Annotated in this window: 25 protein-coding genes; 14 read left to right on the top strand and 11 right to left on the bottom strand. The window is 67.0% G+C overall.

Features of this window, described 5'->3' with window-relative positions; all coding sequences use genetic code 11:
• Positions 1-90 precede the first annotated feature (90 nt).
• The 4 genes from ACIQF4_RS06480 to ACIQF4_RS06495 form a co-directional block, all read right to left on the bottom strand.
• Complete coding sequence (locus ACIQF4_RS06480) at positions 91-1,215, bottom strand: adenylate/guanylate cyclase domain-containing protein (RefSeq protein ID WP_104185299.1); 1,125 nt, start codon at positions 1,213-1,215, stop codon at positions 91-93.
• Positions 1,205-1,804, bottom strand: coding sequence for a PH domain-containing protein (locus ACIQF4_RS06485; protein ID WP_350003739.1), 600 nt, complete (start codon positions 1,802-1,804; stop codon positions 1,205-1,207). Before ACIQF4_RS06485 ends, ACIQF4_RS06480 begins: the two co-directional genes overlap by 11 nt.
• Positions 1,797-2,705, bottom strand: coding sequence for a biotin--[acetyl-CoA-carboxylase] ligase (locus ACIQF4_RS06490; protein ID WP_350003740.1), 909 nt, complete (start codon positions 2,703-2,705; stop codon positions 1,797-1,799). Before ACIQF4_RS06490 ends, ACIQF4_RS06485 begins: the two co-directional genes overlap by 8 nt.
• Positions 2,706-2,780: 75 nt before the next feature.
• Entirely contained in the window at positions 2,781-3,668 is an 888-nt protein-coding gene (locus ACIQF4_RS06495; RefSeq protein WP_350003741.1) for an NAD(P)-dependent oxidoreductase, read from the bottom strand.
• 222 nt (positions 3,669-3,890) lie between these two features.
• Here ACIQF4_RS06495 and ACIQF4_RS06500 point away from each other — a divergent pair, with 222 nt between their 5' ends.
• From ACIQF4_RS06500 to ACIQF4_RS06515, 4 genes are all read left to right on the top strand, one after another.
• Complete coding sequence (locus tag ACIQF4_RS06500) at positions 3,891-5,474, top strand: acyl-CoA carboxylase subunit beta (RefSeq protein WP_400515451.1); 1,584 nt, start codon at positions 3,891-3,893, stop codon at positions 5,472-5,474.
• The gene (locus ACIQF4_RS06505; RefSeq protein WP_400515449.1) at positions 5,471-5,707 is read left to right on the top strand and encodes an acyl-CoA carboxylase subunit epsilon; all 237 of its coding nucleotides are present in this window, start codon (positions 5,471-5,473) and stop codon (positions 5,705-5,707) included. The genes ACIQF4_RS06500 and ACIQF4_RS06505 overlap by 4 nt, the downstream gene beginning before the upstream one ends.
• A 32-nt stretch (positions 5,708-5,739) precedes the next feature.
• Positions 5,740-7,431 carry a DUF885 domain-containing protein gene (locus ACIQF4_RS06510; RefSeq protein ID WP_400515447.1) on the top strand — a complete coding sequence of 564 codons (1,692 nt, stop codon included), beginning with the start codon at positions 5,740-5,742 and terminating at the stop codon, positions 7,429-7,431.
• Between the two features lie 247 nt (positions 7,432-7,678).
• Entirely contained in the window at positions 7,679-9,136 is a 1,458-nt protein-coding gene (locus tag ACIQF4_RS06515; protein ID WP_400515445.1) for a dicarboxylate/amino acid:cation symporter, read from the top strand.
• 171 nt (positions 9,137-9,307) lie between these two features.
• On the opposite strand, the gene ACIQF4_RS06520 is transcribed toward ACIQF4_RS06515, so the two are convergent.
• Complete coding sequence (locus ACIQF4_RS06520) at positions 9,308-9,871, bottom strand: hypothetical protein (protein ID WP_350003746.1); 564 nt, start codon at positions 9,869-9,871, stop codon at positions 9,308-9,310.
• Positions 9,872-10,034: 163 nt separating this feature from the next.
• Here ACIQF4_RS06520 and ACIQF4_RS06525 point away from each other — a divergent pair, with 163 nt between their 5' ends.
• The 6 genes from ACIQF4_RS06525 (at position 10,035) to ACIQF4_RS06550 (ending at position 17,134) form a co-directional block, all read left to right on the top strand.
• Positions 10,035-10,739: a TetR/AcrR family transcriptional regulator gene (locus ACIQF4_RS06525; RefSeq protein ID WP_400515443.1), complete on the top strand. Its 705-nt coding sequence runs from the start codon at positions 10,035-10,037 to the stop codon at positions 10,737-10,739.
• Between the two features lie 18 nt (positions 10,740-10,757).
• A complete protein-coding gene (locus tag ACIQF4_RS06530) occupies positions 10,758-13,298 on the top strand; it encodes an MMPL family transporter (protein ID WP_400515441.1) in 2,541 nt (846 codons plus the stop codon).
• Positions 13,299-13,307: 9 nt separating this feature from the next.
• Positions 13,308-13,949 carry a Maf family protein gene (locus ACIQF4_RS06535; RefSeq protein ID WP_400515440.1) on the top strand — a complete coding sequence of 214 codons (642 nt, stop codon included), beginning with the start codon at positions 13,308-13,310 and terminating at the stop codon, positions 13,947-13,949.
• Positions 13,950-14,102: 153 nt separating this feature from the next.
• Positions 14,103-15,917, top strand: a complete 1,815-nt coding sequence (locus ACIQF4_RS06540) for a biotin carboxylase N-terminal domain-containing protein (protein ID WP_350003750.1) — start codon at positions 14,103-14,105, stop codon at positions 15,915-15,917.
• 15 nt (positions 15,918-15,932) lie between these two features.
• Complete coding sequence (locus ACIQF4_RS06545) at positions 15,933-16,367, top strand: YybH family protein (protein ID WP_400515436.1); 435 nt, start codon at positions 15,933-15,935, stop codon at positions 16,365-16,367.
• Between the two features lie 35 nt (positions 16,368-16,402).
• Positions 16,403-17,134, top strand: a complete 732-nt coding sequence (locus ACIQF4_RS06550) for a glutamine amidotransferase (RefSeq protein ID WP_400515433.1) — start codon at positions 16,403-16,405, stop codon at positions 17,132-17,134.
• A gap of 150 nt (positions 17,135-17,284) precedes the next feature.
• Here ACIQF4_RS06550 and ACIQF4_RS06555 read toward each other — a convergent pair whose 3' ends face one another.
• Complete coding sequence (locus ACIQF4_RS06555) at positions 17,285-18,694, bottom strand: MFS transporter (protein ID WP_400515432.1); 1,410 nt, start codon at positions 18,692-18,694, stop codon at positions 17,285-17,287.
• 276 nt (positions 18,695-18,970) lie between these two features.
• Between ACIQF4_RS06555 and ACIQF4_RS06560 the strand changes: the two genes are divergently transcribed.
• Genes ACIQF4_RS06560 through ACIQF4_RS06570 form a run of 3 tightly spaced genes read left to right on the top strand, consistent with a single transcriptional unit; the run spans position 18,971 to position 24,220 of the window.
• On the top strand, positions 18,971-20,443 hold the full coding sequence (locus tag ACIQF4_RS06560; RefSeq protein ID WP_400515431.1) for an MFS transporter: 1,473 nt from the start codon (positions 18,971-18,973) through the stop codon (positions 20,441-20,443).
• Between the two features lies 1 nt (position 20,444).
• Positions 20,445-22,667 carry a molybdopterin oxidoreductase family protein gene (locus ACIQF4_RS06565; RefSeq protein ID WP_400515429.1) on the top strand — a complete coding sequence of 741 codons (2,223 nt, stop codon included), beginning with the start codon at positions 20,445-20,447 and terminating at the stop codon, positions 22,665-22,667.
• Positions 22,664-24,220 carry an FAD-dependent oxidoreductase gene (locus ACIQF4_RS06570; protein ID WP_400515427.1) on the top strand — a complete coding sequence of 519 codons (1,557 nt, stop codon included), beginning with the start codon at positions 22,664-22,666 and terminating at the stop codon, positions 24,218-24,220. The genes ACIQF4_RS06565 and ACIQF4_RS06570 overlap by 4 nt, the downstream gene beginning before the upstream one ends.
• Here ACIQF4_RS06570 and ACIQF4_RS06575 read toward each other — a convergent pair whose 3' ends face one another.
• The 3 genes from ACIQF4_RS06575 to ACIQF4_RS06585 form a co-directional block, all read right to left on the bottom strand.
• Positions 24,221-24,583: a hypothetical protein gene (locus ACIQF4_RS06575; protein WP_400579866.1), complete on the bottom strand. Its 363-nt coding sequence runs from the start codon at positions 24,581-24,583 to the stop codon at positions 24,221-24,223.
• Positions 24,584-24,828: 245 nt separating this feature from the next.
• Positions 24,829-25,077 carry a hypothetical protein gene (locus ACIQF4_RS06580; protein ID WP_400515423.1) on the bottom strand — a complete coding sequence of 83 codons (249 nt, stop codon included), beginning with the start codon at positions 25,075-25,077 and terminating at the stop codon, positions 24,829-24,831.
• A complete protein-coding gene (locus ACIQF4_RS06585; RefSeq protein ID WP_400515421.1) occupies positions 25,023-25,430 on the bottom strand; it encodes a flavodoxin domain-containing protein in 408 nt (135 codons plus the stop codon). Before ACIQF4_RS06585 ends, ACIQF4_RS06580 begins: the two co-directional genes overlap by 55 nt.
• Positions 25,431-25,623: 193 nt before the next feature.
• Between ACIQF4_RS06585 and ACIQF4_RS06590 the strand changes: the two genes are divergently transcribed.
• A complete protein-coding gene (locus tag ACIQF4_RS06590; protein ID WP_350003759.1) occupies positions 25,624-25,917 on the top strand; it encodes a hypothetical protein in 294 nt (97 codons plus the stop codon).
• Positions 25,918-25,969: 52 nt separating this feature from the next.
• Here the strand turns inward: ACIQF4_RS06590 and ACIQF4_RS06595 are convergent, their stop codons facing one another.
• Together ACIQF4_RS06595 and ACIQF4_RS06600 are read right to left on the bottom strand one after the other, a co-directional pair.
• Positions 25,970-26,155, bottom strand: a complete 186-nt coding sequence (locus ACIQF4_RS06595) for a PspC domain-containing protein (protein WP_231454382.1) — start codon at positions 26,153-26,155, stop codon at positions 25,970-25,972.
• 9 nt (positions 26,156-26,164) lie between these two features.
• Complete coding sequence (locus tag ACIQF4_RS06600) at positions 26,165-26,425, bottom strand: hypothetical protein (protein WP_231454381.1); 261 nt, start codon at positions 26,423-26,425, stop codon at positions 26,165-26,167.
• Positions 26,426-26,508: the final 83 nt, after the last annotated feature.

Here is a 26,508-nt window from a genome sequence, read left to right on the forward strand (position 1 = left end):
CGATGGCCGGCTTCCGGCTTGCGAAAGCCGGGCACAACAAATATAGCGTGATTGGCCAACAAATGGATAAACTCCCGGCTTCCCGGTGTCCTAGTCCAGGACGAGCCCCTTGCCAAGCCCGCGCTCCAGGCGCACCGGGCGGATCTCGCCGAAGCCGCGGACGTTTTCGGGCGGCTGCGGCTCCAGCACGAAGCGTTCGTCATGCTCGAGCGCCGAGGCCGTCATTGAATCCACCAGCACAGTCCCGGGGTCGGCAAGCGTGGTAAGCCGGGCTGCCAGGTTCACGGTGGGACCGTAGATGTCCCCGAGCCTGGACAGGATCCTTCCCCACACCATGGCCACCCGCGCTTCGGGAAGGATTTCGTCCTCCGTGAAGGCCTGGGCCAGGGCAAGGGAGATCTCGGCGCCGGCAGCGGGGGTTTCAGCTATGTAGAGGACTTCGTCCCCCACGGTTTTCACCAGCCTGCCGCCGCCTACGGAGATGATTTCCGCGCACTTGTTCTCGAAGCGCTGGACCAGCCGGGCGAGGGTCTTTTCGTTCATGCGCCGGGACAGGCTGGTATAGGAGACCAGGTCCGCGAAACCTACGGCGCGTGCCAGCGGCAGCGGCGCGTCGTCCTCATCGCCCTCCCGGCCTTCCTCGCTGGCCTGGAGCCCGGCCTCCGCGCGGACGGCGAGCCGTTGAACGCCGGCGTTCAGCTGGCGCCGCCAGGAATACACCAGCACTTCCTCGAGGGCGTCCACCAGCGCGGGCAGTTCGTTGACCAGCCGCTTGCGAGCCACGGCGTCCGTGACCCCCTGCTCGTGGACCATGTCCTCCACCAGGGCTTCGATCTGCCACACCACCATCCGGTCCGTCATCTGCCCGATGGAGCGGGTGACGGAGATGGCGGCCTCCTCCGTCAGCTTGCCGGAGCGCACCAGGTCCACCACGGTGGAGAGGGCGGCCTGGTCGCGTTCGGTAAAGGCGACGTCCTCATCGCCGAAGTTGGGAAAGCCCAGGGCACGCCACAGCTTGCGTGCGGACAACAGGGAGAGACCCGCGCCGGCGGCGACTTCACGACGGCGGAGCTTGCGTTCCCCGCCGAGCAGGCGCGCTTCCAGCGCCTTCATGGCGAGCCTTTCGGCTGACATGGTGCCCGTGGCGGGATGGGCATCCATCGCGGGCGGGGGCGTGATGGAGTCCACGCGTTCCTGCTGGTCCTCATCGTTCATCCCGTCCACCTTCTCTCAGTTCCCATGGCAATGCTCCGGCCGGGTAGTCCTTTTCCCCGCCGGACTGGCCGTCGCGTTCGTCGGGCAGGTCCTCCAGGGCATCAAGGATGAAATCCCGGAACCTGGCAACCTCCGGCACATCCCGGAAAGTCACGACACCCTGGTACCCGGTTTCCAAGGATATATTCCCGGAGCGCAACAGGCGCTGAAGTACCGACTCGTGGACAGTCAGGTGCCGCACCGAGGCCAGGTTCACCTGCTGGTCCTGCCGCCGCACCAGGCCGGACCGGGAAATGATCCTGCGGCTGGTGAGCGTGTACCGGGTACCCTGCCACCGGAGGAGCCGCGGAAGGCAGTAACCCAGCCAAACGCCGGCGGCAGCAAGGATGCATCCTGCCACCAGCGCCGGTGTCCACCGGGCTTCGAGGCCCGGGATGACCCTTACGGCTTCCCCGCGGACCACCCATGCGGAAGCGAACGCGGCAAGTGCCGGAGACAGTATGAAGGCCGCTGCTGCCCCGGCCAGCTTCCTCGGCTGCGGGCGGGTGGTGACAATCACTTGCTCGCCCGGGACGAGGTCTTTACGCATAACCGCCCTGGCCGGAGGCATCCGGTGAGGTCCACGGACGCAGGTGCACAACATCGCCGGCGGTCACCACGTGCTCGCGGGACTCGCGGTCAACCACCAGCAGTGAGCCGTACTCGTCCAGCCGGGAAGCGTGGCCAATAATTTCGTGGTCGCCGGGAAGCTGGGCCCGCACCTGCTTGCCCAGTGTTGTCATGACGGCCTCAATCCGCTTATGCAGCGACGGTCCGCCGGCCAGGCCCGCTGCAGGATCGCCGTCGGCGTTGCAGAAGCTGCGGTAGAGCACGGCAAAGTGCGAAAGGTAGCTCTTGAGCAGTTCGGTCCGGTCCGCCGTCCGCGGCGCCTCCAGGACCACGGACGTGGCGGTGGGCACCGGGAGCTCCTCCTGCCGGAGGGTGACGTTCAGGCCGGTTCCGAGGATGACGGGCGGCACCGAGCCATCCACCATGGGACCCAGCTGGGCCAGGATTCCGGCAATCTTCTTGCCGCGGACCAGGACGTCGTTGGGCCATTTCAGCTCCGCGGGCAGACCGGCCGTTTCCAGCAGGGTTTCGCGCAGCGCCAGGGCCCCGATGAGGGACAGCCAGGAGTAGCTCTGGGTGGGGAGCGGCCTGCCTTCGGCGTTCGCGGGCCTCAGGACCACCGAAACGGAGACCGAACTCAGGGGCGGCGCTTCCCAATGCCTGTCCAGGCGCCCCCGGGCCGCCGTTTGGTATTCCGCAGTCAGCACAGACATGTCCGGCCAGGCCGACGGATCCACGGTCACCCACCGGAGCAGGTCCGCATTGGTGGATCCGGTGGAGTCCACCACGTCGAGCCGTGCGATGCCGGTGGCGGACAGGAAGTCCTGGTCCGCGAGATCGCTCCGGTCCAGCGGGGTACCGGGGGCATGTGCGTCGTCCATACCTAAACTGTACCGACCCGGCCCGGTCCCGGCTGCCTGCCGTGGGTGGACCTGCGGGACGGGCCCAGGACCGGGCTAGAGGAAGATGTCCGGCGCCAGGCGGTCTTCCGGAGCCCCCAGGCTGTACGGCTGGAAATCAGTGACTCCAGCGGCCGTGAGCACGGCTTCGTCCGTGTAGAAGTTTCCACTGGGCCGGCCGCCGCTTTCCAGGTTGCTGCCGGTGAGCACTGCATGTGCCGCGTCAGCCATGATCTCCGGGCCGCGCGCCGCCTGGGCAATGCGCTCCCCATGAGGCATGTTCCGGATGGCCGCTGTATCAATCAGGGTGCACGGCCACAGCGAATTCACTTTGATGCCATCCGCCTTCAATTCCTCGGCGAGCCCCAGGGTGGTCAGGCTCATGCCGTACTTGGCCATGGTGTACGCCAGGTGTTTCCCCGCCCAGTGCGGGCTGAGGTTCAGGGGAGGCGAGAGCGTGAGGATATGGGCGTCATCCGAGGCCCGCAGCGCCGGCAGCGCGAGTTTGGACATCAGGAACGTGCCGCGCACGTTGATGTCCTGCATGAGGTCGTACTTTTTCATGTCCACGTCGTCTGTGTTGGAAAGGTCGATGGCGGATGCGTTGTTAATGACTGCGTCGATGCCGCCGAAGCGCTCGACGGCGGAGGAGACCGCGCGGGCCACATCGCCGTCGTCGCGGACGTCGCCCACCAGGGGAAGGGCCTGTCCGCCGGCAGCCTCGATCTCCCGGGCCGCTGTATAGACGGTCCCGGCGAGCTTGGGATGGGGCTCCCCCGTCTTGGCCATCAGGACGATGTTGGCGCCGTCGCGGGCTGCCCGAAGGGCAATGGCGAGGCCGATTCCGCGGCTTCCGCCGGAGACAAGGAGGGTCCGCCCGGAAAGGGAGCCGGCAGCCTGGTACGGGCCCGCGGGAGCGTGGGAAGCGTCATTGCTCGAAGTCATGGCACCACTCTAACCCAGCTAAGTTACTGATGAGTAACATGACATTGCTGGCGATGACGGCGCAGAAAATTGTAGGTTCCCTACAGCTGCGGCGGCCTGAAGCGTCACTAGACTTGCCAGCAGGGTTCGTCTTTTGTGTGGAAGCTACTTAACCCCCGCACAACAGCCGGCCAGCAAACTTAGCACCACAGAATCAATCTGCTACAGAGCCGGAGACACTTGATGAGCCACGATCTGACAACGACAGCGGGAAAGATCGCCGATTTCCGCGACCGCCAGGCGCGTGCCGAACAGCCCTCCGGCCCCGAAGCAATCGAAAAGCAGCACGCGCGCGGCAAGAACACCGCCCGCGAGCGCATCGGCCTCCTGCTGGATGAAGACTCCTTCGTGGAGTTCGACGCCCTGGCCGTGCACCGCTCCACCGCGTTCGGCATGGAGAAGAAAAAGCCCCTGGGCGACGGCGTGGTTTCCGGCTACGGCACCGTGGACGGCCGCCTGGTGGCCGTGTACAGCCAGGACTTCTCCGTCTATGGCGGCTCGCTCAGCCAGGTCAACGGCGAAAAGATCGTCAAGGTCCAGGAGTTTGCGCTGCGCAACGGCTGCCCCGTCGTCGGTATCCTTGACGGCGGCGGAGCCCGCATCCAGGAAGGCGTGGCCTCCCTGGCGATGTTCGCGGACATCTTCCGCAACAACGTCCACGCCTCCGGCGTCGTCCCGCAGATCTCCCTCATCATGGGCCCCTCGGCCGGCGGTGCCGCCTACTCCCCCGCCCTCACCGACTACGTGGTGATGGTGGACAAGACCTCCCACATGTTCATCACCGGCCCGGACGTCATCAAAACGGTGACCGGCGAGGACGTGGACATGGAAACCCTCGGCGGCGCCCGGCAGCACAACGCCACCACAGGAACGTCCACCTACCTTGCCTCCGATGAAGGCGACGCCATCGAGTTCGTCCGCGAACTGCTGGACTTCCTGCCCTCCAACAACCTGTCCGAGGCGCCCGTCCTGGAGCACACCCAGGAAATGGAACTTGGCGACGACGACCTCGCCCTGGACGCGCTCATCCCCGACTCCGCCAACCAGCCCTACGACATGCGCACGGTGGTTGAGCAGATCGTGGACGACGGCCACTTCCTGGAAATGCAGGCGCTGTACGCACCGAACGTCATGATCGGCTACGGCCGGGTGGAGGGCCACACGGTGGGCATCGTTGCCAACCAGCCCCTGCAGTTCGCCGGCACCCTGGATATCGCAGCCTCGGAAAAGGCGGCCCGGTTCGTCCGGCACTGCGACGCGTTCAACATTCCCATCATCACCCTGGTGGACGTGCCCGGCTTCCTGCCCGGCAAGGACCAGGAATTCCAGGGCATCATCCGGCGCGGGGCCAAGCTCCTGTACGCCTACGCCGAGGCCACGGTTCCCAAGCTCACCGTGATCACCCGCAAGGCCTACGGCGGCGCCTACATTGTGATGGGCTCCAAGAAGCTCGGCGCGGACCTGAACCTGGCCTGGCCCACCGCCCAGATCGGCGTCATGGGCGCACAGGGCGCCGTCAACATCCTGTACCGCCGCGACCTCGCGGCAGTGGCAGAAGCCGGCGGCGACGTCGAGGCACGGCGCGCCGAGGTTATCCGGCAGTACGAGGAAGAGCTCCTCAACCCCTACCAGGCGGCGGAGCTCGGGTACGTTGACGCTGTGATCGCCCCCTCCGAGACCCGGCTGCAGATCATCAGGGGCCTGCGCGCGCTGCGCGACAAGCGCGCAAGCCTCCCCACCAAGAAGCATGGGAACATTCCGCTGTGACCCCCACCGAGCCTGCTGACGAAAGCAACGCACCCGCCGCGCCCCTTCTCTCGGTGGTGAAGGGGCAGCCGACAGCCGAGGAGCTGGCGGCGCTCACCGCCGTCGTACTGTCCCTTGGCGGAGTCCAGCAGACCGGGACGGACAAGCCGCCGGTGCGGCACTGGGTCCGCCGCCAGCAGCTGAGGCTGGGCCCCACCCCGGGTCCCGGCGCGTGGAAGCGGAGCCGCGGCTGAATCCCCACATCCCGAGGCGCTAGTCTCGGAGTGTGACTACAGACACCTCCCCTGCCGCCCGCCCGCACACCCGCATCGACGCCGTCGCAGATGACTACACCGACACCCTGATCAGGCTCAATCCGTCGTTTGCCACCACCTTGGGCATTCCCGGGCACGAAACCGAATACCAGGACTTCTCCCCCGCGGGCATCGCGGAGTTCGCCGAGGCCGCGCGCAAGGCGCTGGCTGACCTCGAAGGCCTTGAGCCGGAGGACGATGTTGACGTGGTCACGCTGGACGCCATGCAGGAACGGCTGGGCCTGCAGCTGCTGATCCACGCCTCCGGCTGGGATTACGCAGACCTCAACAACATCGCCTCCCCGGCGCAGGACATCCGCGCCATCTTCGACCTCATGCCGACGGCCACCGTGCAGGACTGGCAGCACATCGCCGGGCGCGCCTCCAATGTTCCGGCAGCCATCGCCGGGTACACCGAATCCCTGCGCCAGGCGAAGGATGCCGGCCGGGTCGCCGCGGCGCGCCAGGTGAAGATCGTCATTGAGCAGGTCACCAGGTACGCCGCCGGGGACGGCTTCTTTGCCAAGCTGGCGGCAGGGGCGGCTACGGACGCCGGGCCGCTGCCTGCGGGCGTCCAGGAAGGGCTCGACGCCGGGGCTGCCGCCGCCCGGGCAGCCTACGCCGGGTTCGCGGAGTTCCTCCGCACCGAGCTGCTGCCCGCCGCGCCGGCGAAGGACGCCGTTGGCAGGGCCCGCTACGCCCTTGCCTCCCGTTCGTTTCTTGGCGCGACAGTTGACCTGGAGGAGACCTACGCCTGGGGCGTGGAGGAACTGGACCGGCTGATCGCCCAGCAGGAGCAGGTGGCGGACACCATCAAGGCCGGCGCCACCATCGCCGAGGCCAAGGAGATCCTTAACAGCGATCCCGCCCGCCAGCTGCAAGGGAAAGAGGCGCTGCGGGAGTGGATGCAGGAGCTGTCGGACAAAGCCGTGGCCGAACTCGCCGGCGTCCACTTCGACATCCCGGACGTCATGAAGAAGCTGGAATGCCTGATTGCCCCCACCGACGAGGGCGGCATCTACTACACGGGCCCCTCCGATGATTTCAGCCGCCCCGGCCGCATGTGGTGGTCCGTGCCCGCCGGCGAGGACACCTTCACCACCTGGGCCGAAACCACCACGGTGTACCACGAGGGCGTGCCGGGCCACCACCTCCAGGTGGCCACCGCCACCTACCGCCGGGAACTGCTGAACAAGTGGCGGCGCAACGTCTGCTGGACTTCCGGCCACGGCGAAGGCTGGGCGCTCTACGCCGAAAAGCTCATGCAGGAACTGGGCTACCTGAACGATCCCGGCGACCACATGGGCATGCTGGACATGCAACGGATGCGGGCCGCCCGCGTGGTGTTCGACATCGGCGTCCACCTTGAACTCGAAGTCCCGGAACGCTGGGGCTCCGGCACCTGGACCCCGGACAAGGGCTACCAATTCCTGAAGGAGAACCTGCCCATCAGCGAAGGACAACTCAACTTCGAGTTCACCCGCTACCTGGGCTGGCCGGGCCAGGCGCCCTCCTACAAAGTCGGGCAGCGGCTCTGGGAACAGATCCGCTCCGAACTCGAGGCCCGCCCCGGTTTCGACCTGAAAGAGTTCCACACGAAGGCTTTGAACGTAGGTTCGGTCGGACTGGACACGCTCCGGCGGGCGCTGCTTTCCGAGTCCTGACTCCGCGGCCCCCAGGGGCCCGTCCTCGGCGCGCTGCTCCTTCGTCGCTCTGACGCGCACTGCCGGACGGGCCCCTCGTTGCCGCTGCTGCGGGAGATGTTAAGCACACCCGGGGCGGGAATACTTAACATAGCTGGCTGAAACCCTTGTCCTCACGGGGAAATTAGGTCAGGGCGGAAACTCAAGGCGCGTAATATTTCTCAATGTTCGTTCGCCGTGATATGCGCCGTGGCCCTAGCGTATTCGGGTGAGCACTCAGACAAGCACCCCTTCCCCCGCAGGAAAGACCGGCTTCCAGCTGCCCAAGTGGGCTGGCTCGTTCGGCTTCCAGATCATTGCCGCCCTCATCGTGGGGCTTGGCCTCGGCCTGCTGGCCAAGTACACCGGCAGCACCAAGGCCAGCCCCAATGCCCTCGGCGCCACCCTGCAGACCATCGGCTCCAGCTATGTGTCACTGCTGCAGACCGCCGTCGTACCCCTGATCTTCACCGCAGTTGTCAGCTCCATCTCGAACCTGCGCCAGGTGTCCAACGCCGCCAAGCTCGCCTGGAACACCCTGCTGTGGTTCGCCATCACGTCCCTGATCGCCGTGCTGATCGGTATCGGCCTGGGCGTCCTGCTGCAGCCCGGCGCCAATACCGGCATCTCCGAGGAAGCCAAGTACTCAGGCAAGTCCGGTGACTGGTGGGCCTTCCTGGTGGGCCTGTTCCCCAAGAACTTCCTTGGGCTGGGCGCCAGCTCCACCGTTGCCGAATCCGGCGCCGTCACCACCTCCGTCAGCTTCAACGTGCTCCAGATCCTCGTGATCGCCATAGCCGTGGGCGTTGCCGCGCTCAAGGTGGGCAAGGCTGCCGAACCCTTCCTGAACCTGAACGCTTCTGCGCTGGCCGTCATCCAGAAGGTGCTGTGGTGGATCATCCGCATCGCGCCGCTCGGCACCGTGGGCCTCATCGGCAACGCCGTTGCCGTCTACGGCTGGGACACCATCGGTTCCCTGGGCAAGTTCACCTTCGCCATCTACGTGGGCCTGGCCCTGGTCATCTTCGCGGTGTACCCCATCCTGATCCGTGCCCACGGCCTCTCCGTCAAGCAGTACTTCTCCGGCGTGTGGCCCGCCGTCCAGCTCGCCTTCGTCTCCCGCTCCTCCGTGGGCACCCTGCCCCTGACCCAGCGCGTCACCGAACGCAGCCTGGGCGTCCCCCGCGCTTACGCGTCCTTCGCCGTGCCGCTGGGCGCCACCACCAAGATGGACGGCTGCGCCGCGATCTACCCCGCGATCTCCGCCATCTTCGTGGCCCAGTTCTTCGGCATCCAGCTGGACTTCACCCAGTACCTCCTGATCGCCCTGGTCTCCGTGCTGGGTTCCGCTGCCACGGCCGGCACCACCGGCGCCGTGGTGATGCTTACGCTGACGCTGTCCACGCTGGGACTGCCGCTGGCCGGCGTCGGTCTCCTCCTGGCCATCGATCCGATCCTTGACATGGGCCGCACCGCGGTCAACGTGGCCGGCCAGGCCCTGGTCCCCACCATTGTGGCCAAGCGCCAGGGCATCCTGGACGAGCAGTTGTACAACGCTCCCCGCAACGGCACGCCGTTTGTTGACGACAGCTTCGACGCTGCCGACTCCGGTACGCCGGCCGCCGCACCGTCGGACGGGACCACCACGGACACCGCTCCGCGCCATCTGGAGGACGCGAAGGCCTAAGGGTCCCTGCTCACCCATCACGAAAGAAGTCCCCGGGAACTGGACCGTTCCCCGGGGACTTCTTTCTGTGTGGGCGCTATTTTCCGTACAGGGGGCTAGGCTCCGTGCCCGGCGCTGGGTTCCGTGCCAGGCACTGGGTTCTGTGCCCGGGCTATCCAGCAGGGAGTGCGGTCAGTGCCCGCCTCCGCCGATCACGCCGTTCTCCACCGCCTTGGTGACGGCATCCGCCTCGGCCTGGGTCAGCTTCCCGTCCGCGACGGCCTGGTCCAGCCGGGTTTTCAGCCCCGCCGCCTTCTCTGCCTGCCGTTCGCTGCGGAGTTCCTCCAGCGCCGTAGTGACCGCTGACTCCTCGATCCCAAGCGATTCGGCCAGCGACTTTGCAAGGGCAGCCTCGCGGGTCGCTGCATCAGGCTTCTCCCCCTCCGCCGGAGGACCGGCGGGCTTGTTGGCCTCGCGGAAGGCCTGCAGGGCCTCCGTCACCTTTGCTTCCTCAACGCCCAGCTTCTCCGCCAGTGCGGACGCCTGGGCGATTCCCCGCTCACCGCCCCGGCCGCCGTGCTTGCCCATGCCGCCCCCGGGCATGGTGCTGGTGCTCCCGTCAGCCGAGGCGCTGGAGCTCGCGCTCGGGGCGGGAGCCGGTGTTGTAGCGGAGGCCATGCCGGCGAGGCCGATTCCGGAAGCAAGGGCCAGCGCCGTAGCTGACAGGCCGAGGGTCATTTTCTTTGTGCGTGACATTTCTTGTCTCCTGGTACTGCCGTCCGGGACGGCTGCTGATCGTTAGTCCTTTTCGGGACATTTCCAGCATCCGCGGGCAAGTCATGGGAGAGCTGTCCGGAACCTTTCATTCTCCTGTGAAAGCAAGTTGCCCAGAGTGCAAAGTTGCACGTAGTGTAAAAGCGTGACTGTTTCCGCACACGAGGCCTCGGCCGGTGCCTCCGCGCACGAATCCGTGCCGCTCTCACGCCGCGAGCTGAACAAAGCCGCCACCCGCCAGGCCATCACTGACGCCGCTTTAGCCCTCCTGCGCAGCAAGGGGCCAGGGAACTTCACGGTCGAGGACATCGCAGACGCCGCCGGCATTTCGCGCCGAACCTTCTTTAACTACTTCGGCAGCACCGATGCCGCGCTGGCCTCGGTCACCCACGGTTTTCTGGACAACGCCATCCAGCAGTTTAAACTCCGGCCCGCGGACGAACCCATCCTCCAGTCCGCACAGGAGGCACTGATGGCGCTTGCGGATCCGATGACGGTGGCCCCGCTGGCTGAACTGTTTACTTTGACCCAGCAGAGCAGCCTGATGTCCCATTCCGAACTGGAAGCCTGGGACCACTGCCGGGAACAGATCACCGAAGTAGCCCGCGAGCGTGCGGCCGCAACACCTGGCGCAGTGGACGAGCTCTACCTCCGCGCCCTGGCGGGATCCGTGATTTCCTGCGGCAAGGCCGCCATGGAGGTCTGGTTCTCCCGCCGCGGCGCGGACCTTTCCCCTGCATCCCTCGCCGAGCTCCGGCACCTCCTGATCGACGCCATGGCCCTGCTCGGCTCCGGCTTCACCACGGGCACCACGCCCGCCCCCTCATCCCCAGCTTCCCGTCCCTCCTGATCAGATCGGTCACCTCACATGGCACTGTTCCTTTACCGCCTGGGCAAGTTTTCCTACCGCCGGCGCTGGTTGGTCATTTCGCTCTGGCTTGCCGCCCTGCTGGCCGTGGGCGGTGCCGCCGCAGCCTTCCATGGGACGCTGTCCAACAATTTCCAGATTCCCGGCACGGAGACGCAGCGGATCGCGGACAAGCTGAAGGAAGAGCTCCCCTCAGCTTCAGGAGGCACCGCCACCATCGTCTTTGAAGCTCCCGACGGCGGCTTTACCGCCGAGAGCCGGGCCGCAGTCACCGACTCCCTCAAGGATCTTGGGGCCATTCCGGACGTCCGCGGCACCGTGGATCCCTTCGCCACGCAGGCCCAGGTGGACCAGGCCGGACAGGCCATTGCCGACGGCGAGCAGCAGCTTGCCGCGGGCCAGGCCCAGCTGGACTCCTCCCGCGGCCAGCTTGAAGCCGGCCAGGCACAGCTGGCCGCGGCAGAACAGCAGCTCACTGCGGCGGGCGCCCCGGCCGCCTTGATCGAGGCCCAGCTGGGCCAGCAAAAGGCCGCACTGGCCGAAGGCCAGGCCAGGCTCGAGGCAGGCGTCCAGGAGCTGGAGTCCAGCAAGGCAAAGCTCGAACTCGGCAAGCGCCAGGCCGAAGCGTCCTCCGCCATCAGGTTCGTATCAGAAGACGGACAGGCGGCAGTGGCCCAGGTGCAGTTCAACACCTCCATCAACGGCCTCAGCCCCGAGGTCCGCCAGCAGGTCCAGGACATCGCCCACGAGACGTCCGCTGCCGGCGTCACCGCCTACGCCAGCAAGGAAATCACTGAGGACATCTCGGAACTCTTCGGCGCTGCCGAGGTCATCGGCATTGCCGTCGCGGCCCTGGTCCTGATCCTGATGCTGGGCACGCTGGTTGCCGCCGGGCTGCCGCTGCTGATGGCCGTGGTGGGCGTCGGCGTGGGTGTCGGCATCACGTTCGCGCTGTCCGGCCTCTTCGACATGAGCTCCATCTCCCCCATGCTGGCCCTCATGCTGGGCCTGGCCGTGGGCATCGACTACTCCCTCTTCATCGTCAACCGCCACCGGACCCAGCTCCTTGCCGGAATGGACCCGGAGGAATCCGTGGCGCGGGCCACCGGCACCTCAGGCAACGCCGTGGTTTTCGCCGGCCTGACCGTCATCATCGCGCTCGCCGCACTGGTGGTCCCCGGCCTGCCGTTCCTCACCGTCATGGGCCTGGCCGCGGCCGGCACCGTTGCCGTGGCCGTCCTGGTGGCCATCACTCTGACGCCCGCCATGCTGTCCCTGATCGGCCGCCGCATCATTTCCCGGCGTGCCTGGGCCAAGGCCAATGCCCACAACGCGGAGCCCGGCCATGAAGCAGCCGATGAAGCCAAGGACCGCGAGCGCAGCACCCGCGGCTGGGGCGGCCTGGTCACCCGGCACCCCATCCTGGCGCTCCTGGCCGGCGTGCTCCTCCTGGGCACCCTTGCGCTGCCGGCCACCCAGCTGCAGCTCGCACTGCCCGACGGCGGATCCGAACCTGTGGACTCCGAGGCCTACCAGGCGTACGACCTGACGGCCCGGAGCTTCGGCGAAGGCGTCACCGGCCCCATCGTCGCGGTAGGCGAGTTCCCGGCCGGCCTCGATGAGGCCCAGGCACAGACCCTGCAGTACGACGTCGCCGACAAGCTCCGCGCCGTGGACAATGTGGTTGCTGCCGTACCGGTCGCCCTCAGCGAGGACCGCCGGACAGCCGTCTTCCAGGTCATCCCCAAGGAAGGCCCGGCCAGCGCCAGCACCGTCAACGTGGTGTCCGAACTCCGCGGCCTCAATGATGAAATCCAGTCCGAGCACGGGGTGGCAATGGGCCTGACGGGGCAGACGGCCGGCAACATCGACGTCTCCACCAAGCTGGGCGACGCCCTTCCGCCCTACCTGGCGATCGTCGTCGGACTTTCCCTGATCCTGCTGCTGCTGGTGTTCCGCTCCATCGTGGTGCCGCTGCTGGCAACGGGCGGATTCCTGCTTTCGCTCGCCGCAGCCTTCGGCGCCGTGGTTGCCGTGTACCAGTGGGGCTGGCTCGGCGGCGTGTTCGATGTCGCCAATCCCGGCGCGGTGCTGAGTTTCCTGCCGATCATCCTGATCGGCGTGCTGTTCGGCCTGGCCATGGACTACCAGGTGTTCATCGCCTCCGGCATGCGCGAGGCGTACATGCACGGTTCCACCGCCAAGGAGGCCGTCCGGGTGGGCTTCCGCCACGCGGCCGCTGTGGTCACCGCTGCCGCGATCATCATGGTCAGCGTGTTCGCCGGCTTCATCTTCAGCCACCTCACCATGGTCCGGCCGCTGGGCTTTGCGATGGCGTTCGGTGTGCTCCTGGATGCCTTCGTGGTGCGCATGACCATCGTCCCGGCCGTGATGTACCTGCTGGCTGAAAAGTCCTGGTGGCTGCCGCGGTGGCTGGACCGGATCCTGCCTGACGTCGATGTGGAGGGCGCCAAGCTCAACCGCACCGAGGCGGCACCGATGCCCGGGGAACGTGTCCACCAGGCCGGACCGGTCAATTAGGCTGGATTTGTGGTCCGCCTGATTCTCGCATCCCAGTCCCCCGCCCGCACCAAGCTCCTGGCCGAGGCCGGCATCCGGCACTCCATCCTGGTGTCCGACGTGGACGAGGACGCCGTCCAGGCCCATTACGGCGTCACTGATCCGCACGACACCGCGCTGCTGCTGGCCCGGGCCAAGGCCGAGGCCGTGGCGGCGCTGCCTGAAGCTGAAGGGGCGCTTGTCCTGGGCTGCGACTCCGTGTTCGAGTTCGACGGCGAGGCGCACGGCAAGCCCTACACCGCCGCCGTCGCCCGCGAGCGGATGCTGCGGATGAGCGGCAATGCCGGGGTGCTGCATACCGGCCACTGGCTGGTGGACTGCCGGGACACGGATACGGACGACGACGACGGTGCAGGCACCGGCGCCACCCTCGGGACGGTGGCCTCAGCCGAGGTCACCTTCCTGGAGATGGATCCGGCCGAAATTGACGCCTACATCGCCACGGGCGAGCCGCTGCACTGTGCGGGTTCCTTCACCATCGACGGCCTGGGCGGGGCGTTCATCCGTAAGGTCGACGGCGACCCGCACACCGTCGTCGGACTTTCCGTCTCCACGCTCCGTGGCCTGCTTGCCGCCGCGAACGTGCGCATCACGGACCTGTGGCACGGCTGACGCTCCTGCACCGCCTGCAACAAAAACGCCGCAATTGGCGGGCTCTTGTAGCTTCCCTACAAAGCTTGGCCGGTTTACACGCGGATTCCGCAAGTAATATCGGCGGAACCCTCAAAACCGCGCTAGGCTCCCTGAAGGAAAGAAGGAGACGCCTTGTCAGCAAATTTGGAGCAGTCCGCACGAACCACGCAGTCGACCCTCACAAAGGTGCTGATCGCCAACCGCGGTGAAATTGCCGTCCGCATCATCCGGGCCGCCCGCGACGAAGGCATCGCCTCAGTGGCCGTCTACGCAGACCCGGACCGTGACGCCCTGCACGTCCGCCTCGCTGACGAGGCCTACGCCCTGGGCGGCAACACCGCCGCGGAGTCCTACCTGGTCATGGACAAGATCATCGACGCCGCACGCCAGTCCGGTGCCGACGCCATCCACCCCGGCTACGGCTTCCTGGCGGAAAACGCCGAGTTCGCCGCGAAGGTGATCGCCGCGGGCATCACCTGGATCGGCCCCTCCCCCGAAGCCATCTCCGCCCTCGGCGACAAGGTCCAGGCCCGCCACATTGCAGAGAAGGTCGGCGCCCCGCAGGTTCCCGGCACCGCTGACCCCGTGGAGTCCGCCGAGGAAATCCTGGAATTCGTGGACCGGCACGGCCTGCCCGTGGCCATCAAGGCTGCCTTTGGCGGCGGCGGACGCGGCATCAAGGTGGCGCGCACCCGCGAGGAAATCCCCGAACTGTTTGAATCCGCCGTGCGGGAGGCCATCGCCGCGTTCGGCCGTGGCGAGTGCTTCATCGAGCGCTTCCTTGACGCTCCCCGGCACGTCGAGACCCAGTGCCTGGCGGACGCCCATGGCAACGTGGTGGTTGTTTCCACGCGTGACTGCTCGCTCCAGCGCCGCAACCAGAAGCTCGTCGAGGAAGCCCCGGCGCCGTTCCTCACCGAAGAGCAGAACCGCCGGCTCTACGAGTCCTCCAAGGCGATCCTCAAGGAGGCAGGCTACCTGGGCGCCGGCACCTGTGAATTCCTGGTGGGCCAGGACGGCACCATCTCCTTCCTCGAAGTGAACACCCGCCTCCAGGTGGAGCACTGCGTCTCCGAGGAAGTGACCGGGATCGACCTGGTGCGCGAGCAGTTCCGGCTGGCCCGCGGCGAAGAGCTCGGTTACGGCGATCCCGAGGTGCGCGGGCACTCCTTCGAATTCCGCATCACCGGCGAGGACCCGGGCCGGAACTTCATGCCTGCCCCCGGTACCATTCGCGTGCTGAAGAACCCCACCGGCCCTGGAGTCCGCATCGACTCCGGCGTCGAACAGGGTGACGAGATCAGCGGCAACTTCGACTCCATGCTTTCCAAGCTGATCGTCACCGGGGCCAACCGCCCCCAGGCCCTGCAGCGTGCCCGCCGCGCGCTTGAGGAAATGGTGGTGGAGGGCATCCCCACCGTCATCCCGTTCGACCTCGCGGTGGTGTCCGATCCTGCGTTCGCCCCGGCCGAGGGCCCGTTCACGGTTCACACCCGGTGGATTGAAACAGAATTCGTCAACAACCTTCCGGCCTGGACTCCGGACGGCTCCGCCGATGCCGACGCTGTGGCAGAAGACCGCCAGCGCGTGGTGGTCGAAGTGGGCGGCAAGCGCCTGGAAGTGGTCCTGCCCGCATCCCTGGGTTCCCTGGGAACGGGAGGGGCGGCGGCTGCGAAGCCGGCAAAGTCGAAGAAGCGCTCCCGCTCCGGCGGTCCTGCAGCGGCCACCGGCAATGCCCTGACGTCCCCCATGCAGGGAACCATCGTCAAGGTTGCCGTATCCAACGGCGACGTCGTCTCCGAGGGCGACCTGGTGGTGGTCCTCGAGGCGATGAAGATGGAGCAGCCATTGACGGCGCACCGCTCCGGAATCGTCATCGGGCTTGAGGCGTCATCCGGCGAAACAGTGTCCGCCGGCGCCATCATCGCCATCATCGAAGACCAGTAAGCGCCGGAGGCACCCATGCTCGCACCCAGTTTCCAGGAAGAAGTGGGCCGCTACCACCTGGCCGTCCCCGAAATTACCCGGGGCAATCCCGAGCCCGTCAAGGAGCTTTATTCCAGGCTTGACGACGTCACGCTGGCCAATCCTTTTGGCGGCATCGCGCGCGGCTGGGCGCAGGTGGAGGCAAGGCTGGACCAGGCTGCCCGGCAGTTCCAGGACGGCGAGATGCTGGGGTTCGACACCATCACGTCCTACACTGCACGGGATACCGCCTACCTGGTGGAGACCGAACACTTCCGTGCCCGCCTGGACGGGAGTGCCGTGGAGGAGTTTGCGCTCCGGGTCACCAGCATCTTCCGGCGCGAGGAAGGCTACTGGAAGCTCGTCCACCGGCACGCTGGTCCTGCCGCGCGGCCACAGTCCCGCCGCTCCCTCACCCAGCCCCCGGCCTAGCTGACAGGTCCGGCCCGAACCGGCACACTTAGCAGATGCTGCCTTTCCTGCTCCTCGCCTCCCGGGCGGAGGACGCCGCCGCCGACGACGAGTACGCCGCCTACCTGCGGTATGGCGGGCTGGAAGAGCGGGAGATGCGCCGCGTCCGGCTGGAGGCTGCCCCGCTGCCGGACCTGGACCTTGCGCAGTACTCGGGCGTGATTGTGGGCGGGAGCCCCTTCACCTCCAGCGATCCGCCGGAACAGAAGTCCCCCGTCCAGCATCGGGTGGAGCGTGAGCTGTCCGGGCTGCTGGACGTGCTGGTGGCCCGGGACTTCCCGTTCCTGGGCGCCTGCTACGGCGTGGGCACCCTGGGAACGCACCAGGGCGCCGTCATCGACAGGACCTACGGCGAGCCCCTGGGCGGAGTGGAAATTGAGCTCACGGAGGCAGGGCTCGAGGACCCGGTCCTGAAGGGGATGCCGGGCAGTTTCACCGCCTTCACGGGACACAAGGAGGCCTGCACCGCCCTGCCGCCGCACGCCGTGCTGCTCGCCCGCTCCGAGGCCTGCCCGGTGCACATGTTCCGGATCCGGACGAATCTCTATGCCACCCAGTTCCACCCCGAGCTGGACGTGGACGGCCTGGTCACCCGCATCGACATCTACCGCAACGCCGGCTACTTCCCACCGGAGTCGGCTGAAGACCTGATGGAGAATGCCCGGCAGTTTACTGTTACCGAACCCATGAAGGTGCTGCGGAACTTCGTGGACCGCTACGCCCGGTAACCTCGCGGACGGCCCCGAGCGCCGCCGTCGTGCGTTTCCGCCCGCTTGCTCCGCTCCCGGACACAAAAGTGCCCGGCGCACTCCCCTTTTGACGGGAAACGCACCGGGCACCTCAGCCACGAACCGGGCGGGAACGTACAGCCTGTGAAGCTAGGCCACGTTGTTTTCGTAGTCCAGGTCGCGGGTTTCCTTGCTCACGAACAGGGCAATGAGCGTCAGCACTGCCATCGAGGTCAGGTAGATGCCCACCAGGACGGGGCTGCCGTCCGCGAGTTCCCACAGCGCGACGGCGATGAACGGTGCCACCGCTGCGCCGAGGATGCTGGAGAAGTTGTAGCTCACGGCGGACCCGGTGTACCGGACGTTGGTGGGGAACAGTTCCGGCAGGAGCGCACCCATGGGCCCGAACGTCAGGCCCATCAGGGAGAAGCCGATCACCAGGAGCGCCATGGTGCCCACGAATCCGCCGCTGAACAGCGGGACGAAGAGCAGGCCGAAGACGAAGATTCCGCCCGTGACGGCCAGGAGCATCTTGCGGCGGCCGTACTTCTCGGCCAGCGGCCCGGAGACGAGGGTGAAGATGCCGAAGAACACGACGCCGGCAATGAGCATCCACAGGAAGTCGTTGCGGGTGTAGCCCAGGCCGGGGACGAACGCGGCAGCAGCCGCTTCCGACATCGGCTTTCCGCCCTTTTCCGCCGCCGCCCGGGCTGCGTCCAGCGTGGCGGGCCGGGTGCCGTAGGTGAGGGTGAAGGTGGTCATCAGGTAGAAGAGCACGTAGGTGGCGAGCATGATGAACGTGCCCAGGATGAGCTGGCGCCAGCTGGTCTTGAATACCCGGCCCAGCGGAAGCTTGGCTACCTCGTTGGACTCGATCACCTTGGTGAAGGCGGGCGTTTCGATCAGCTTCAGGCGGACGTACAGGCCGATGATCACCATGACGGCGCTGAGCAGGAACGGCACGCGCCAGCCCCAGGCCTGGAAGTCTGCCGGAGAGAGCGCGTAGCTGAACACCAGGAAGATCACGTTGGCGATGATGAAGCCGATGGGGGCGCCCAGCTGCGGGAAGGTTCCGTAGATGGCGCGTTTGTTGGCGGGGGCGTTCTCCGTGGCCAGCAGCGCGGCGCCGCTCCATTCGCCACCCAGGGCCAGGCCCTGGGCGAAACGCATGACCACCAGCAGGGCCGGAGCCCAGAACTCCCAACCGGGCACAAGGGCGGTGGGCAGGCAGCCGATAAGGAACGTCGCAATACCCATTGTCAGGAGGGATGCCACCAGGGTGCCCTTGCGGCCGAACTTGTCGCCGAAGTGGCCAAAGACGATCGAGCCGAGCGGGCGGGCGACGAAGGCCACGCCGAAGACTGCGAACGAGCTCAGGAGCTGGGTTGTTTCGTTCTGGTTGGGGAAGAACAGCTGCGGGAAAACAAGCACCGCAGCGGTGGCGTAGACGTAGAAGTCGTAGAACTCGACCGTGGTGCCGATGAGGCTGGCAACAATCACGCGTCCGCGTGAGTTCACCGGCTGGGACCCGGGCACCGTGGAGGTATGGGTGGATGACATAGGTAAACGCTTTCGTGAGGACAGGCCGGACCCGGGCAAGGGAACGGCTCGAAATAGTCAGAGTTCAATATTAGTTCCCCCAGTCCAGTCAATGGACGAAAGGTCCAGTATGCGGACCTGTGCGGTGCGTCTCACTTACTGGTCCAACCTGCCCGCCTCACGTCCCCCAACGCCCGCCGATAGGCAAATGTCACAGCGCGTTAACACGCGGCGTCGGTCCATGAAACGCGGCTTCCCTACCTTGGAGGAACAACATCCCCCAGAAGGAGGTACCCCGTGACTGTTGACCGCACCGCCGATGCCGGCACCGGAAGTTCCCTTGATCTCGAAGATTCCGCCATGCCCGGAACCGCCGCATCCGCCAGCGCACAGCCCGGCCCTACCCGCACCACAGACGCCCCCGCCCTTGAATTCCGCCCCGGCCGCTGGATCGCCAACTGGGATGCCGAGAACAAGGAACAGTGGGAAACCGCAGGCCGCTCCATTGCACGCCGCAATCTCAACTGGTCAATCTTCGCCGAGTTCCTCGGCTTTGTCGTATGGCAGCTCTGGTCCATCGTGGTGGTCCAGCTCCCCGCAGCAGGCTTTACCTTCTCCACTTCCGAGATCTTCTGGCTGATCTCCATGCCCAGCCTGGTGGGTGCCACCCTGCGCATCCCCTACACCTTCATGGTCCCCCGCTTCGGCGGCCGCAACTGGACCATCGTTTCCGCCCTGCTGCTCCTGATCCCCTCCATCGGCCTGGCCCTGTGCGTCTCCAACCCGGAAACCCCGTTCGGCGTCATGCTCCTGGTGGCCGCCCTGGCAGGCTTCGGCGGCGGCAACTTCGCCAGCTCCATGGCCAACATCACCTTCTTCTACCCCGCCCGCGAAAAGGGCTGGGCCCTGGGCCTGAATGCCGCCGGCGGAAACATGGGTGCCGCCGTGGCACAGCTGGCCGTACCGATCGCCATCACCCTCCTCGCCGTGGGCACCGTCAACCTGCCCCTGGCCGGCTGGATGTGGGTCCCGTTCATCCTGGTCGCCGCCTTCGGTGCCTGGAAGTTCATGGACAACCTCACCAGTGCCAAGGGCGATGTGGCAGGCTCGATCGCAGCGCTGAAAGAACCGCACCTGTGGATCATGGCACTGCTCTACATCGGCACGTTCGGCTCCTTCATCGGCTTCGCCGGTGTCTTCCCCAAGCTGATCAAGGACTACTTCCCGGCGTTCTCCTCCATCGGAGTGGGCACCGTGGCGCTGTCCCTGGCCTTCCTCGGCCCGCTGGTAGGCTCCCTGGCCCGCCCGTACGGCGGACGCATGGCTGACCGGATGGGCGGCGCCCGCATGACCGTGGCCGCCTTCGCCGCCATGGCCGTCATCACGCTCACCATGGTCTGGACCCTCCCGCTGAAGAACTTCTGGCTCTTCCTGGTCCTCTTCCTGATGCTCTTTACCGCCAGCGGCTTCGGAAACGGCGCCACCTACCGGATGATCCCCATCATCTTTGCCACCAACAGCCGCGCTGCCCGGAACGGTGCCAGCTCGGTGGCCACCCAGCGCCTCGCCTCCTCCGCCCTGGGCCTCATCTCCGCCATCGGCGCCTACGGCGGCTTCGTGATCCCGCAGGTGCTGAACGCCTCCAACTCCGCCAGCGGCTCCTACACCCCCGCCTTCTACGGCTTCGTCGGGGCCTACGTCCTGATGCTGGTGGTGTGCTGGGCCTGCTACATCCGCAACGCCAACCGAAATGCGATGGGACACGTCTAACATGACCAAAAGCGCCGACACGCACTGCCCTTACTGCGCCCTGCAGTGCGCCATGACGCTCACGTCTCCCACGGCACTGACCCCGGCTTCACAGCCGGGGTCAGTGCCCGTGCCGGGAGCTGCCGCCCCCGGAATCCCCCTGGCGGCACCCCTCGAAGTAAGCGGCCGGGACTTCCCCACCAACCGCGGCGGCCTCTGCCGCAAGGGCTGGACGTCCCCCAGTCTCCTGAACCATCCCGGCCGGATCACCGAGCCGCTCCTGAAGGGCCCCGACGGCGTCCACCGGCCCATCAGCTGGGACCAGGCCCTAGACCTCGCCGTGTCCGCGGTGAAGGACGCCCGGGCCCGCTACTGTGCTGACGCGGTGGGCGTTTTCGGCGGCGGCGGGCTCACCAACGAAAAGGCCTACATGCTGGGCAAGTTCGCCCGGCTTGCCCTTGGCACCTCCCGCATCGACTACAACGGCCGGTTCTGCATGTCCTCGGCCGCAGCGGCAGGGATGCGGGCCTTCGGCGTTGACCGCGGGCTCCCTTTCCCCCTCGAAGCGCTGGACACGGCCAGCACCATCCTGATGCTCGGCTCCAACGTTGCCGAAACCATGCCGCCGTTCGTGCAGCACCTTAAGGGATCGCGCGACGCTGGCGGGCTGATCGTGGTGGATCCGCGCCGTTCCGCCACAGCCGCCTTCACGGCCGACGGCGGCGGCCTGCACCTTCAGCCCCTTCCGGGCACCGACCTCACCCTCCTCCTGGGCATCTCGCACGTGGTCATCCACGAGAACCTGGTGGATGCCGCGTACCTTGCTGAACGCACCTCCGGCTACAGCGCCGTAGCCCGCAGCGTGAACTCCTTCTGGCCAGAACGGGTCCAGTCCCTCACCGGCGTCCCGGCCGAACTCATCCGCGAAACAGCACGCCGACTGGCCCGGGGCGCACGTGAAGGCGGCAGCTACATCCTCACGGGCCGCGGTGTGGAACAGCACGTGGACGGCACCGACACCGCCACGGCAGCGATCAACCTCAGCCTCCTGCTGGGCCTGCCCGGCTCGGCCCGGAGCGGCTACGGAACCCTCACCGGCCAGGGCAACGGGCAGGGCGGGCGTGAGCACGGCCAGAAGGCCGACCAGCTCCCCGGCTACCGCAAAATCACCGACCCCGCCGCCCGCGCCCATGTGGCGAAGGTCTGGGGCGTGGCCGAGGACCTCATTCCCGGCCCCGGACTGCCTGCCGTCCAGCTGCTTCAGTCGCTGGGAAAGGCCGACGGCGTCCGTTGCCTTTTTGTCCACGCCTCCAACATCGCGGTGGCTTCCCCCGACGCCAACGCCGTGATCGAAGGACTCCGGAGCCTGGACTTCCTGATGGTCTGTGACTTCTTCATTTCCGAGACCGCCGCAGAGGCGGACCTCATCCTTCCTGTTCTCCAGTGGGCTGAGGAGGAGGGAACCCTGACCAACCTCGAGGGCCGTGTGCTGCGCCGCCGCCGGGCCCTGACGCCGCCGGCCGGCGCCCGCAGTGAGCTGTGGATCATGGCGCGGCTGGCCGAGGCCCTTAACGCCCCGTCCACGTACAGCGAGGACCCCGAGACCGTGTTCGAGGAACTCCGCCTCGCTTCCGCCGGAGGCCTGGCGGACTACTCCGGAATCGACTACGCCATGCTTGACCGCGGGGAGGCTGCCTACTGGCCCTACCCCACCGGCAGCACCGGAACGCCCCGGCTGTTCCAGGACAACTTCGCGCACCCGGACGGCAAAGCCGTGATGACCCCGGTGACGCCCCGCCGCCGTCGTACTCCTGCCGGGCCACCTGCAGGAGACGGCACAGCCGCCGCCAAAACCATGACCCTCATCACCGGCCGCCTCCTGGAGCACTACCAGTCCGGCGCGCAGACCCGGCGGGTGTCGGAACTGCTGGCGGCGCAGCCGGAAGCAAGGGTGCAGATCCATCCGGCAGCCGCGGCGTCCATGGGCATCACCGAAGGGGCGCTCGTGTCCGTGGCCAACGAGCGCGGCGAGGTGGAGTGCCGGGCGCAGCTCAGCACCACCATCCGCCCCGAGACTGTCTTCCTGCCGTTCCATTTCCCCGAGCTCGAGAGCGCGAACCGCCTCACGGAAGCGGCCACGGACCCCATCTCCGGGATGCCGGAGTTCAAATTCAACACTGTGTGGGTCCGGCCCGTGGCCGCGCCCCTTTCCACCAACGTGCTTCAAACGACGGAGGCCTCATGAGCGAGCAGATTGTCATTGTGGGATTCGGCCCAGTGGCGGCCCGGCTGGTCGACGAACTCCTGCCTGCCGTCCGCAGCGGCAAGGTGGGCATGACAGTGGTGGGCGAGGAAGCCGAAGCCGCCTACAACCGCGTGCTCGTGGCCGATCTCGGCGTGGGCCGCACCACCGCCGAGGCGCTGGCGCTCTCCGACGCCGCGGAGTTGGCCGGGGACGGCGTGGACATCCGCCTGGGTGTGCGGGTGAAGCGCGTGGACCGGGCCCGGCAACAGGTCCTGCTGTCCGACGGCGGCGCCGTCCACTACGACCGGCTGGTCTTTGCCACGGGCTCGCGCCCGGTCATTCCCAACCTCACGGGCATCAACCCCGACCCCACCCACCCGGTCCTCCCCGCCGGCGTCACCGCGCTCCGCGACCTTCGCGACGCCGGGGTGCTGCGCCAGGCCGTGGATGGCGGCAAGCGGGTGGTGGTGCTGGGCGGCGGCGTCCTGGGCCTGGAGACAGCGCTGGCCGCGGCCGAAGAAGGAGCCACCGTCACGGTGGTGCACAACGGCCCGCATCCGCTGGGCCGCAACATCGACCGCGGCGGCGGTTCAGTGCTGGCGGCGAGCCTGCGCCGCTGCGGCGTCCGGATGGCCGGCAACGCGCGCTCCACGGGCGTGGAGCACAACGCGCCCGACGGCGGTTTCTCGGCGCTGCTGCTCGACGACGGGTCCGCGATTGACGGCGACCTCCTGGTGCTCTCCTGCGGTGTCCGTCCCCGCACTGAGCTCGCCGAGGGCTGCGGGCTCTCCACGGGGGCGGGCATCCTGGTGGACCACAAGCTCCGCGCCCACCACGAGCCGCACATTTTTGCCATTGGCGACTGCGCGGAGGTGCGCTGCCCGGATCCGGAGTGCGCGCCCTGCCGCTACGCGAAGGGACCCTCTGGCCTGGTGGGGCCGGGCTGGCGCCAGGCCGAGTGGCTCGCCGAATACCTGACCCTGCTGGCTGACGGCGGGGACTCCGCCCTGCTGCCGGCGCTGCCGGCGGAACAGCCGGGTGTCATTGTCCTGAAGGCACGTGGCATGAACATGGCCGTGGCCGGTGACAATTCGGCGGAGCCCTGGGACGAGGACGCCCTCGCTGCAGGCGCGGTGAACGGGCGCCCGCGCCTCCAGGTTTCGCAATGGGCAGACCCGGAGCACGGACGCTACGTCAAAATGACCACCCGTGGCGGGGTGCTGGAGGGCCTGGTGGCGGTGGGCATGCCCCGCACGGCAGCCGAGCTTGTGGGGTTGTTCGAACGCGGTGCCGAACTCCCCGCAGACAGGTCCCTGCTGTTGCGGCTTGACGGGCCGGACCAGCTGCCGGGTACGGGTGCCGCTGATCCCGCCGGCACCGTGTGCCGGTGCGCCGGAGTCAGCGGATCCTCCATTCAGGGCGCCGTGGAAGAGGGCTGCTCAACCGTGGCCGAGGTCTCCAAGGCAACGCGCGCCGGAACCGGCTGCGGCGGCTGCCATGAGGACATCAAGGGGCTCATCGAAAAACACTTCCGGGCGGTCCAGGCCGCCTGACTAGGAAGCAGCGGCTGGGGCAGCGGGAACTCCGAGCGGGGTGCCGTTGCCCCAACCCGCGTCCACTGCTGCCTGTGCAAGAGCGCGGGCCATCGCGTCGCCGTCGGGCGCAGGCGCGCCGTTCATGGGCGCGGAGGTTACATAGGGCATTTCGAGCGTCTCGTCGCCCCGGACAGCCGTGAGGACAACGTTCGCGGACGCGCCCCCGGCCTCACCGCGGAAGTAGCCGGTCCACTGCAGGCAGGCGAAGTCACCGATTCCGGTGAGGGGTGAGCAGTCGGACGCCGACTCGGCTTCAGAGATGTCCTGCGGGGAAGCGGGCGAGATGAGGGCCACCGACAATGCTGTTAGGCCTCCCTCCATGGACTTACTCGAATAGGTGCAGAGATAGGCCTTGCTTCCGGGCGGACTGTCACTGCTGTTCTGGCCCGCGGGCATAATCCCGGGTACGACCTTCGCCGCAATTTCGGGAGTGATGAGGTCGCAGGCAGGGCTGGTTGCACCGGTGGAGGGGCCGGGCGCCGGCTCACTCTGGTTCCCTGGCTTTGAACACCCGCCCAGAACAGCGGACGCAGCAAGGGCCATGACAGGAACGGCTGCGGGGCTTCTCACGGGGTGGAACCTGCCGGGGACCCTGGGGTTTCTTTTGGAGTTATCCCGGTATCCTGGCCCTGGCCTCCGGGAGCGGTCACTCCGGCCAGGAATTCCTCCGTGAAGTGTTTTACGCCGTCCCACTCGGTGTAGATGTAGTCGCGGGAGGTGTCCAGGTCCTGGGAGCCTTTGTCCTTGGCGATCTTTTTCATCAGCTGGCGCTTGAGGAAGTTGTACTGGGTGTACTGGAGCGCACCGGAAAACATCGCGACCTGGCGGGGATGCCAGCCGGTCTCCTCCTCGAACTTTCCACGTAGCCCTCCGCACTGGCCTCATCGCCGTGGGCGGCAAGACTGACGGACACCAGGGCGGAAGATAGAGTTTCGAGGTCGCCGCGGTTCTTGCGGACAAAATCCGCCACATAGCCCTCGTGCTTGCCCACATGCACCGACGCCGCCACGATGACGCCGTCCTGTCCGGCCGGAATGGTGTCCGCGGAATGCTTGAGGTCCGCGGTTTCGGCCTGGTGCCCGTGCGCCCGGATCACCTCGGCGATGTACTCGGCGATATGGGCTGTCTGCCCTTCAACGCTGCCGTACGCAATATAGATTGTGGCCATACTCAACTGTGCCCTTGGGGTGCCTGCGGGCAACAGGGACCAACGGCCTGGCAGGGACGGCAGGCCGCACACTTTCTGCGGCTTTCCACAGGGCGGCTCACGCCTCATACCCCTTGCGGCCGGGCCCCCGTAGGCTTCCCGGCACGGGCCTCGTCCCGGTTCGGTGGAGAACTCCTAGAGATTGAGGAATGCCATGCACAAAAAGTCTTTACTCGGCGCTGCTGTCTGTGCGCTCGCCCTCGTGGGCCTGGGCGCGGGCCCGGCGTCAGCCGCAGGACACGACGTCCCCGGGCAGGTGGAACAGGGCGTGGACACGGCAAAGTCCATTTGTGCCTACTCGGGGCTCAATGATGATCCCGAGGAGGCCTTCCCGTTCGACGGACTGGTCCAGTCGTACGGCCAACTGGTTAAGAGGGGTGTCAAAGCCGAATTCCCGAATCCAGGCCTGGCCTGCAACCCGAACACTCCCCCGATGGAGGAGCACTAACGCCAGAGGGTTGGCCCCCGCCTTGGGGGGCCAACCCTTCGACACGGCCCGGTCAGGCAGGGGCCTTGGGAATGAGGATCCAGAGCACGATGTAGGCCAGTTCGCCGACACCTACCAGGCCAAAGATGATGAAGCCCAGCCGGACCAGGAACTTCGGGAGCCCAAATCGGGCGGCGAGGGCCGCGCACACCCCGCCAATGATCTTGCCGCTGCGGGGCCTGACGAGAGCTGTTGTCACTGCCCCCACCTAGCTTTCCGTGCCGGTTGAACCGTTGGAGCCAAAGTCACCGTTTGCTACGGCCTCCGCGTAGCGGGTGAGGTCCGGGCCGGGCTGGAAGTCGACGAACTGGTCCTTCAGCTGCTCAAACAGGAACTTGTACACTTCGTCCTTATCAGCGTCCGCCAAGGACGAGCTTGCTTCACGGACCGCTTCCTGCAGGGCCCGGTCAGCGTCCAGGAGGATCTTTTCGCGCGCCTGTTCGTTCCACTTGACGTCATTCAGTTCCACGGGCTGCTCCTTGCGTTGGTGGCTGGGCCAGGGACGGCCGGGAAAGTCCGCTGACGGAGTTCCCGGCCGTTCCTTTGAGGAGT

It is taken from the genome of Pseudarthrobacter sp. NPDC092202, assembly GCF_044755505.1.
Lineage (GTDB): Bacteria > Actinomycetota > Actinomycetes > Actinomycetales > Micrococcaceae > Arthrobacter.

Bases quoted from the DNA above. Each gene is read 5' to 3' on its own strand.
- ACIQF4_RS06585 (WP_400515421.1), bottom strand. From the start codon at position 25,430: ATGGCCACAATCTATATTGCGTACGGCAGCGTTGAAGGGCAGACAGCC.
- ACIQF4_RS06520 (WP_350003746.1), bottom strand. From the start codon at position 9,871: ATGTCACGCACAAAGAAAATGACCCTCGGCCTGTCAGCTACGGCGCTG.
- ACIQF4_RS06570 (WP_400515427.1), top strand. From the start codon at position 22,664: ATGAGCGAGCAGATTGTCATTGTGGGATTCGGCCCAGTGGCGGCCCGG.
- ACIQF4_RS06500 (WP_400515451.1), top strand. From the start codon at position 3,891: ATGAGCCACGATCTGACAACGACAGCGGGAAAGATCGCCGATTTCCGC.
- ACIQF4_RS06530 (WP_400515441.1), top strand. From the start codon at position 10,758: ATGGCACTGTTCCTTTACCGCCTGGGCAAGTTTTCCTACCGCCGGCGC.
- ACIQF4_RS06590 (WP_350003759.1), top strand. From the start codon at position 25,624: ATGCACAAAAAGTCTTTACTCGGCGCTGCTGTCTGTGCGCTCGCCCTC.
- ACIQF4_RS06495 (WP_350003741.1), bottom strand. From the start codon at position 3,668: ATGACTTCGAGCAATGACGCTTCCCACGCTCCCGCGGGCCCGTACCAG.
- ACIQF4_RS06550 (WP_400515433.1), top strand. From the start codon at position 16,403: ATGCTGCCTTTCCTGCTCCTCGCCTCCCGGGCGGAGGACGCCGCCGCC.
- ACIQF4_RS06580 (WP_400515423.1), bottom strand. From the start codon at position 25,077: ATGTTTTCCGGTGCGCTCCAGTACACCCAGTACAACTTCCTCAAGCGC.
- ACIQF4_RS06480 (WP_104185299.1), bottom strand. From the start codon at position 1,215: ATGAACGATGAGGACCAGCAGGAACGCGTGGACTCCATCACGCCCCCG.
- ACIQF4_RS06575 (WP_400579866.1), bottom strand. From the start codon at position 24,583: ATGGAGGGAGGCCTAACAGCATTGTCGGTGGCCCTCATCTCGCCCGCT.
- ACIQF4_RS06485 (WP_350003739.1), bottom strand. From the start codon at position 1,804: ATGCGTAAAGACCTCGTCCCGGGCGAGCAAGTGATTGTCACCACCCGC.
- ACIQF4_RS06545 (WP_400515436.1), top strand. From the start codon at position 15,933: ATGCTCGCACCCAGTTTCCAGGAAGAAGTGGGCCGCTACCACCTGGCC.
- ACIQF4_RS06565 (WP_400515429.1), top strand. From the start codon at position 20,445: ATGACCAAAAGCGCCGACACGCACTGCCCTTACTGCGCCCTGCAGTGC.
- ACIQF4_RS06490 (WP_350003740.1), bottom strand. From the start codon at position 2,705: ATGGACGACGCACATGCCCCCGGTACCCCGCTGGACCGGAGCGATCTC.
- ACIQF4_RS06555 (WP_400515432.1), bottom strand. From the start codon at position 18,694: ATGTCATCCACCCATACCTCCACGGTGCCCGGGTCCCAGCCGGTGAAC.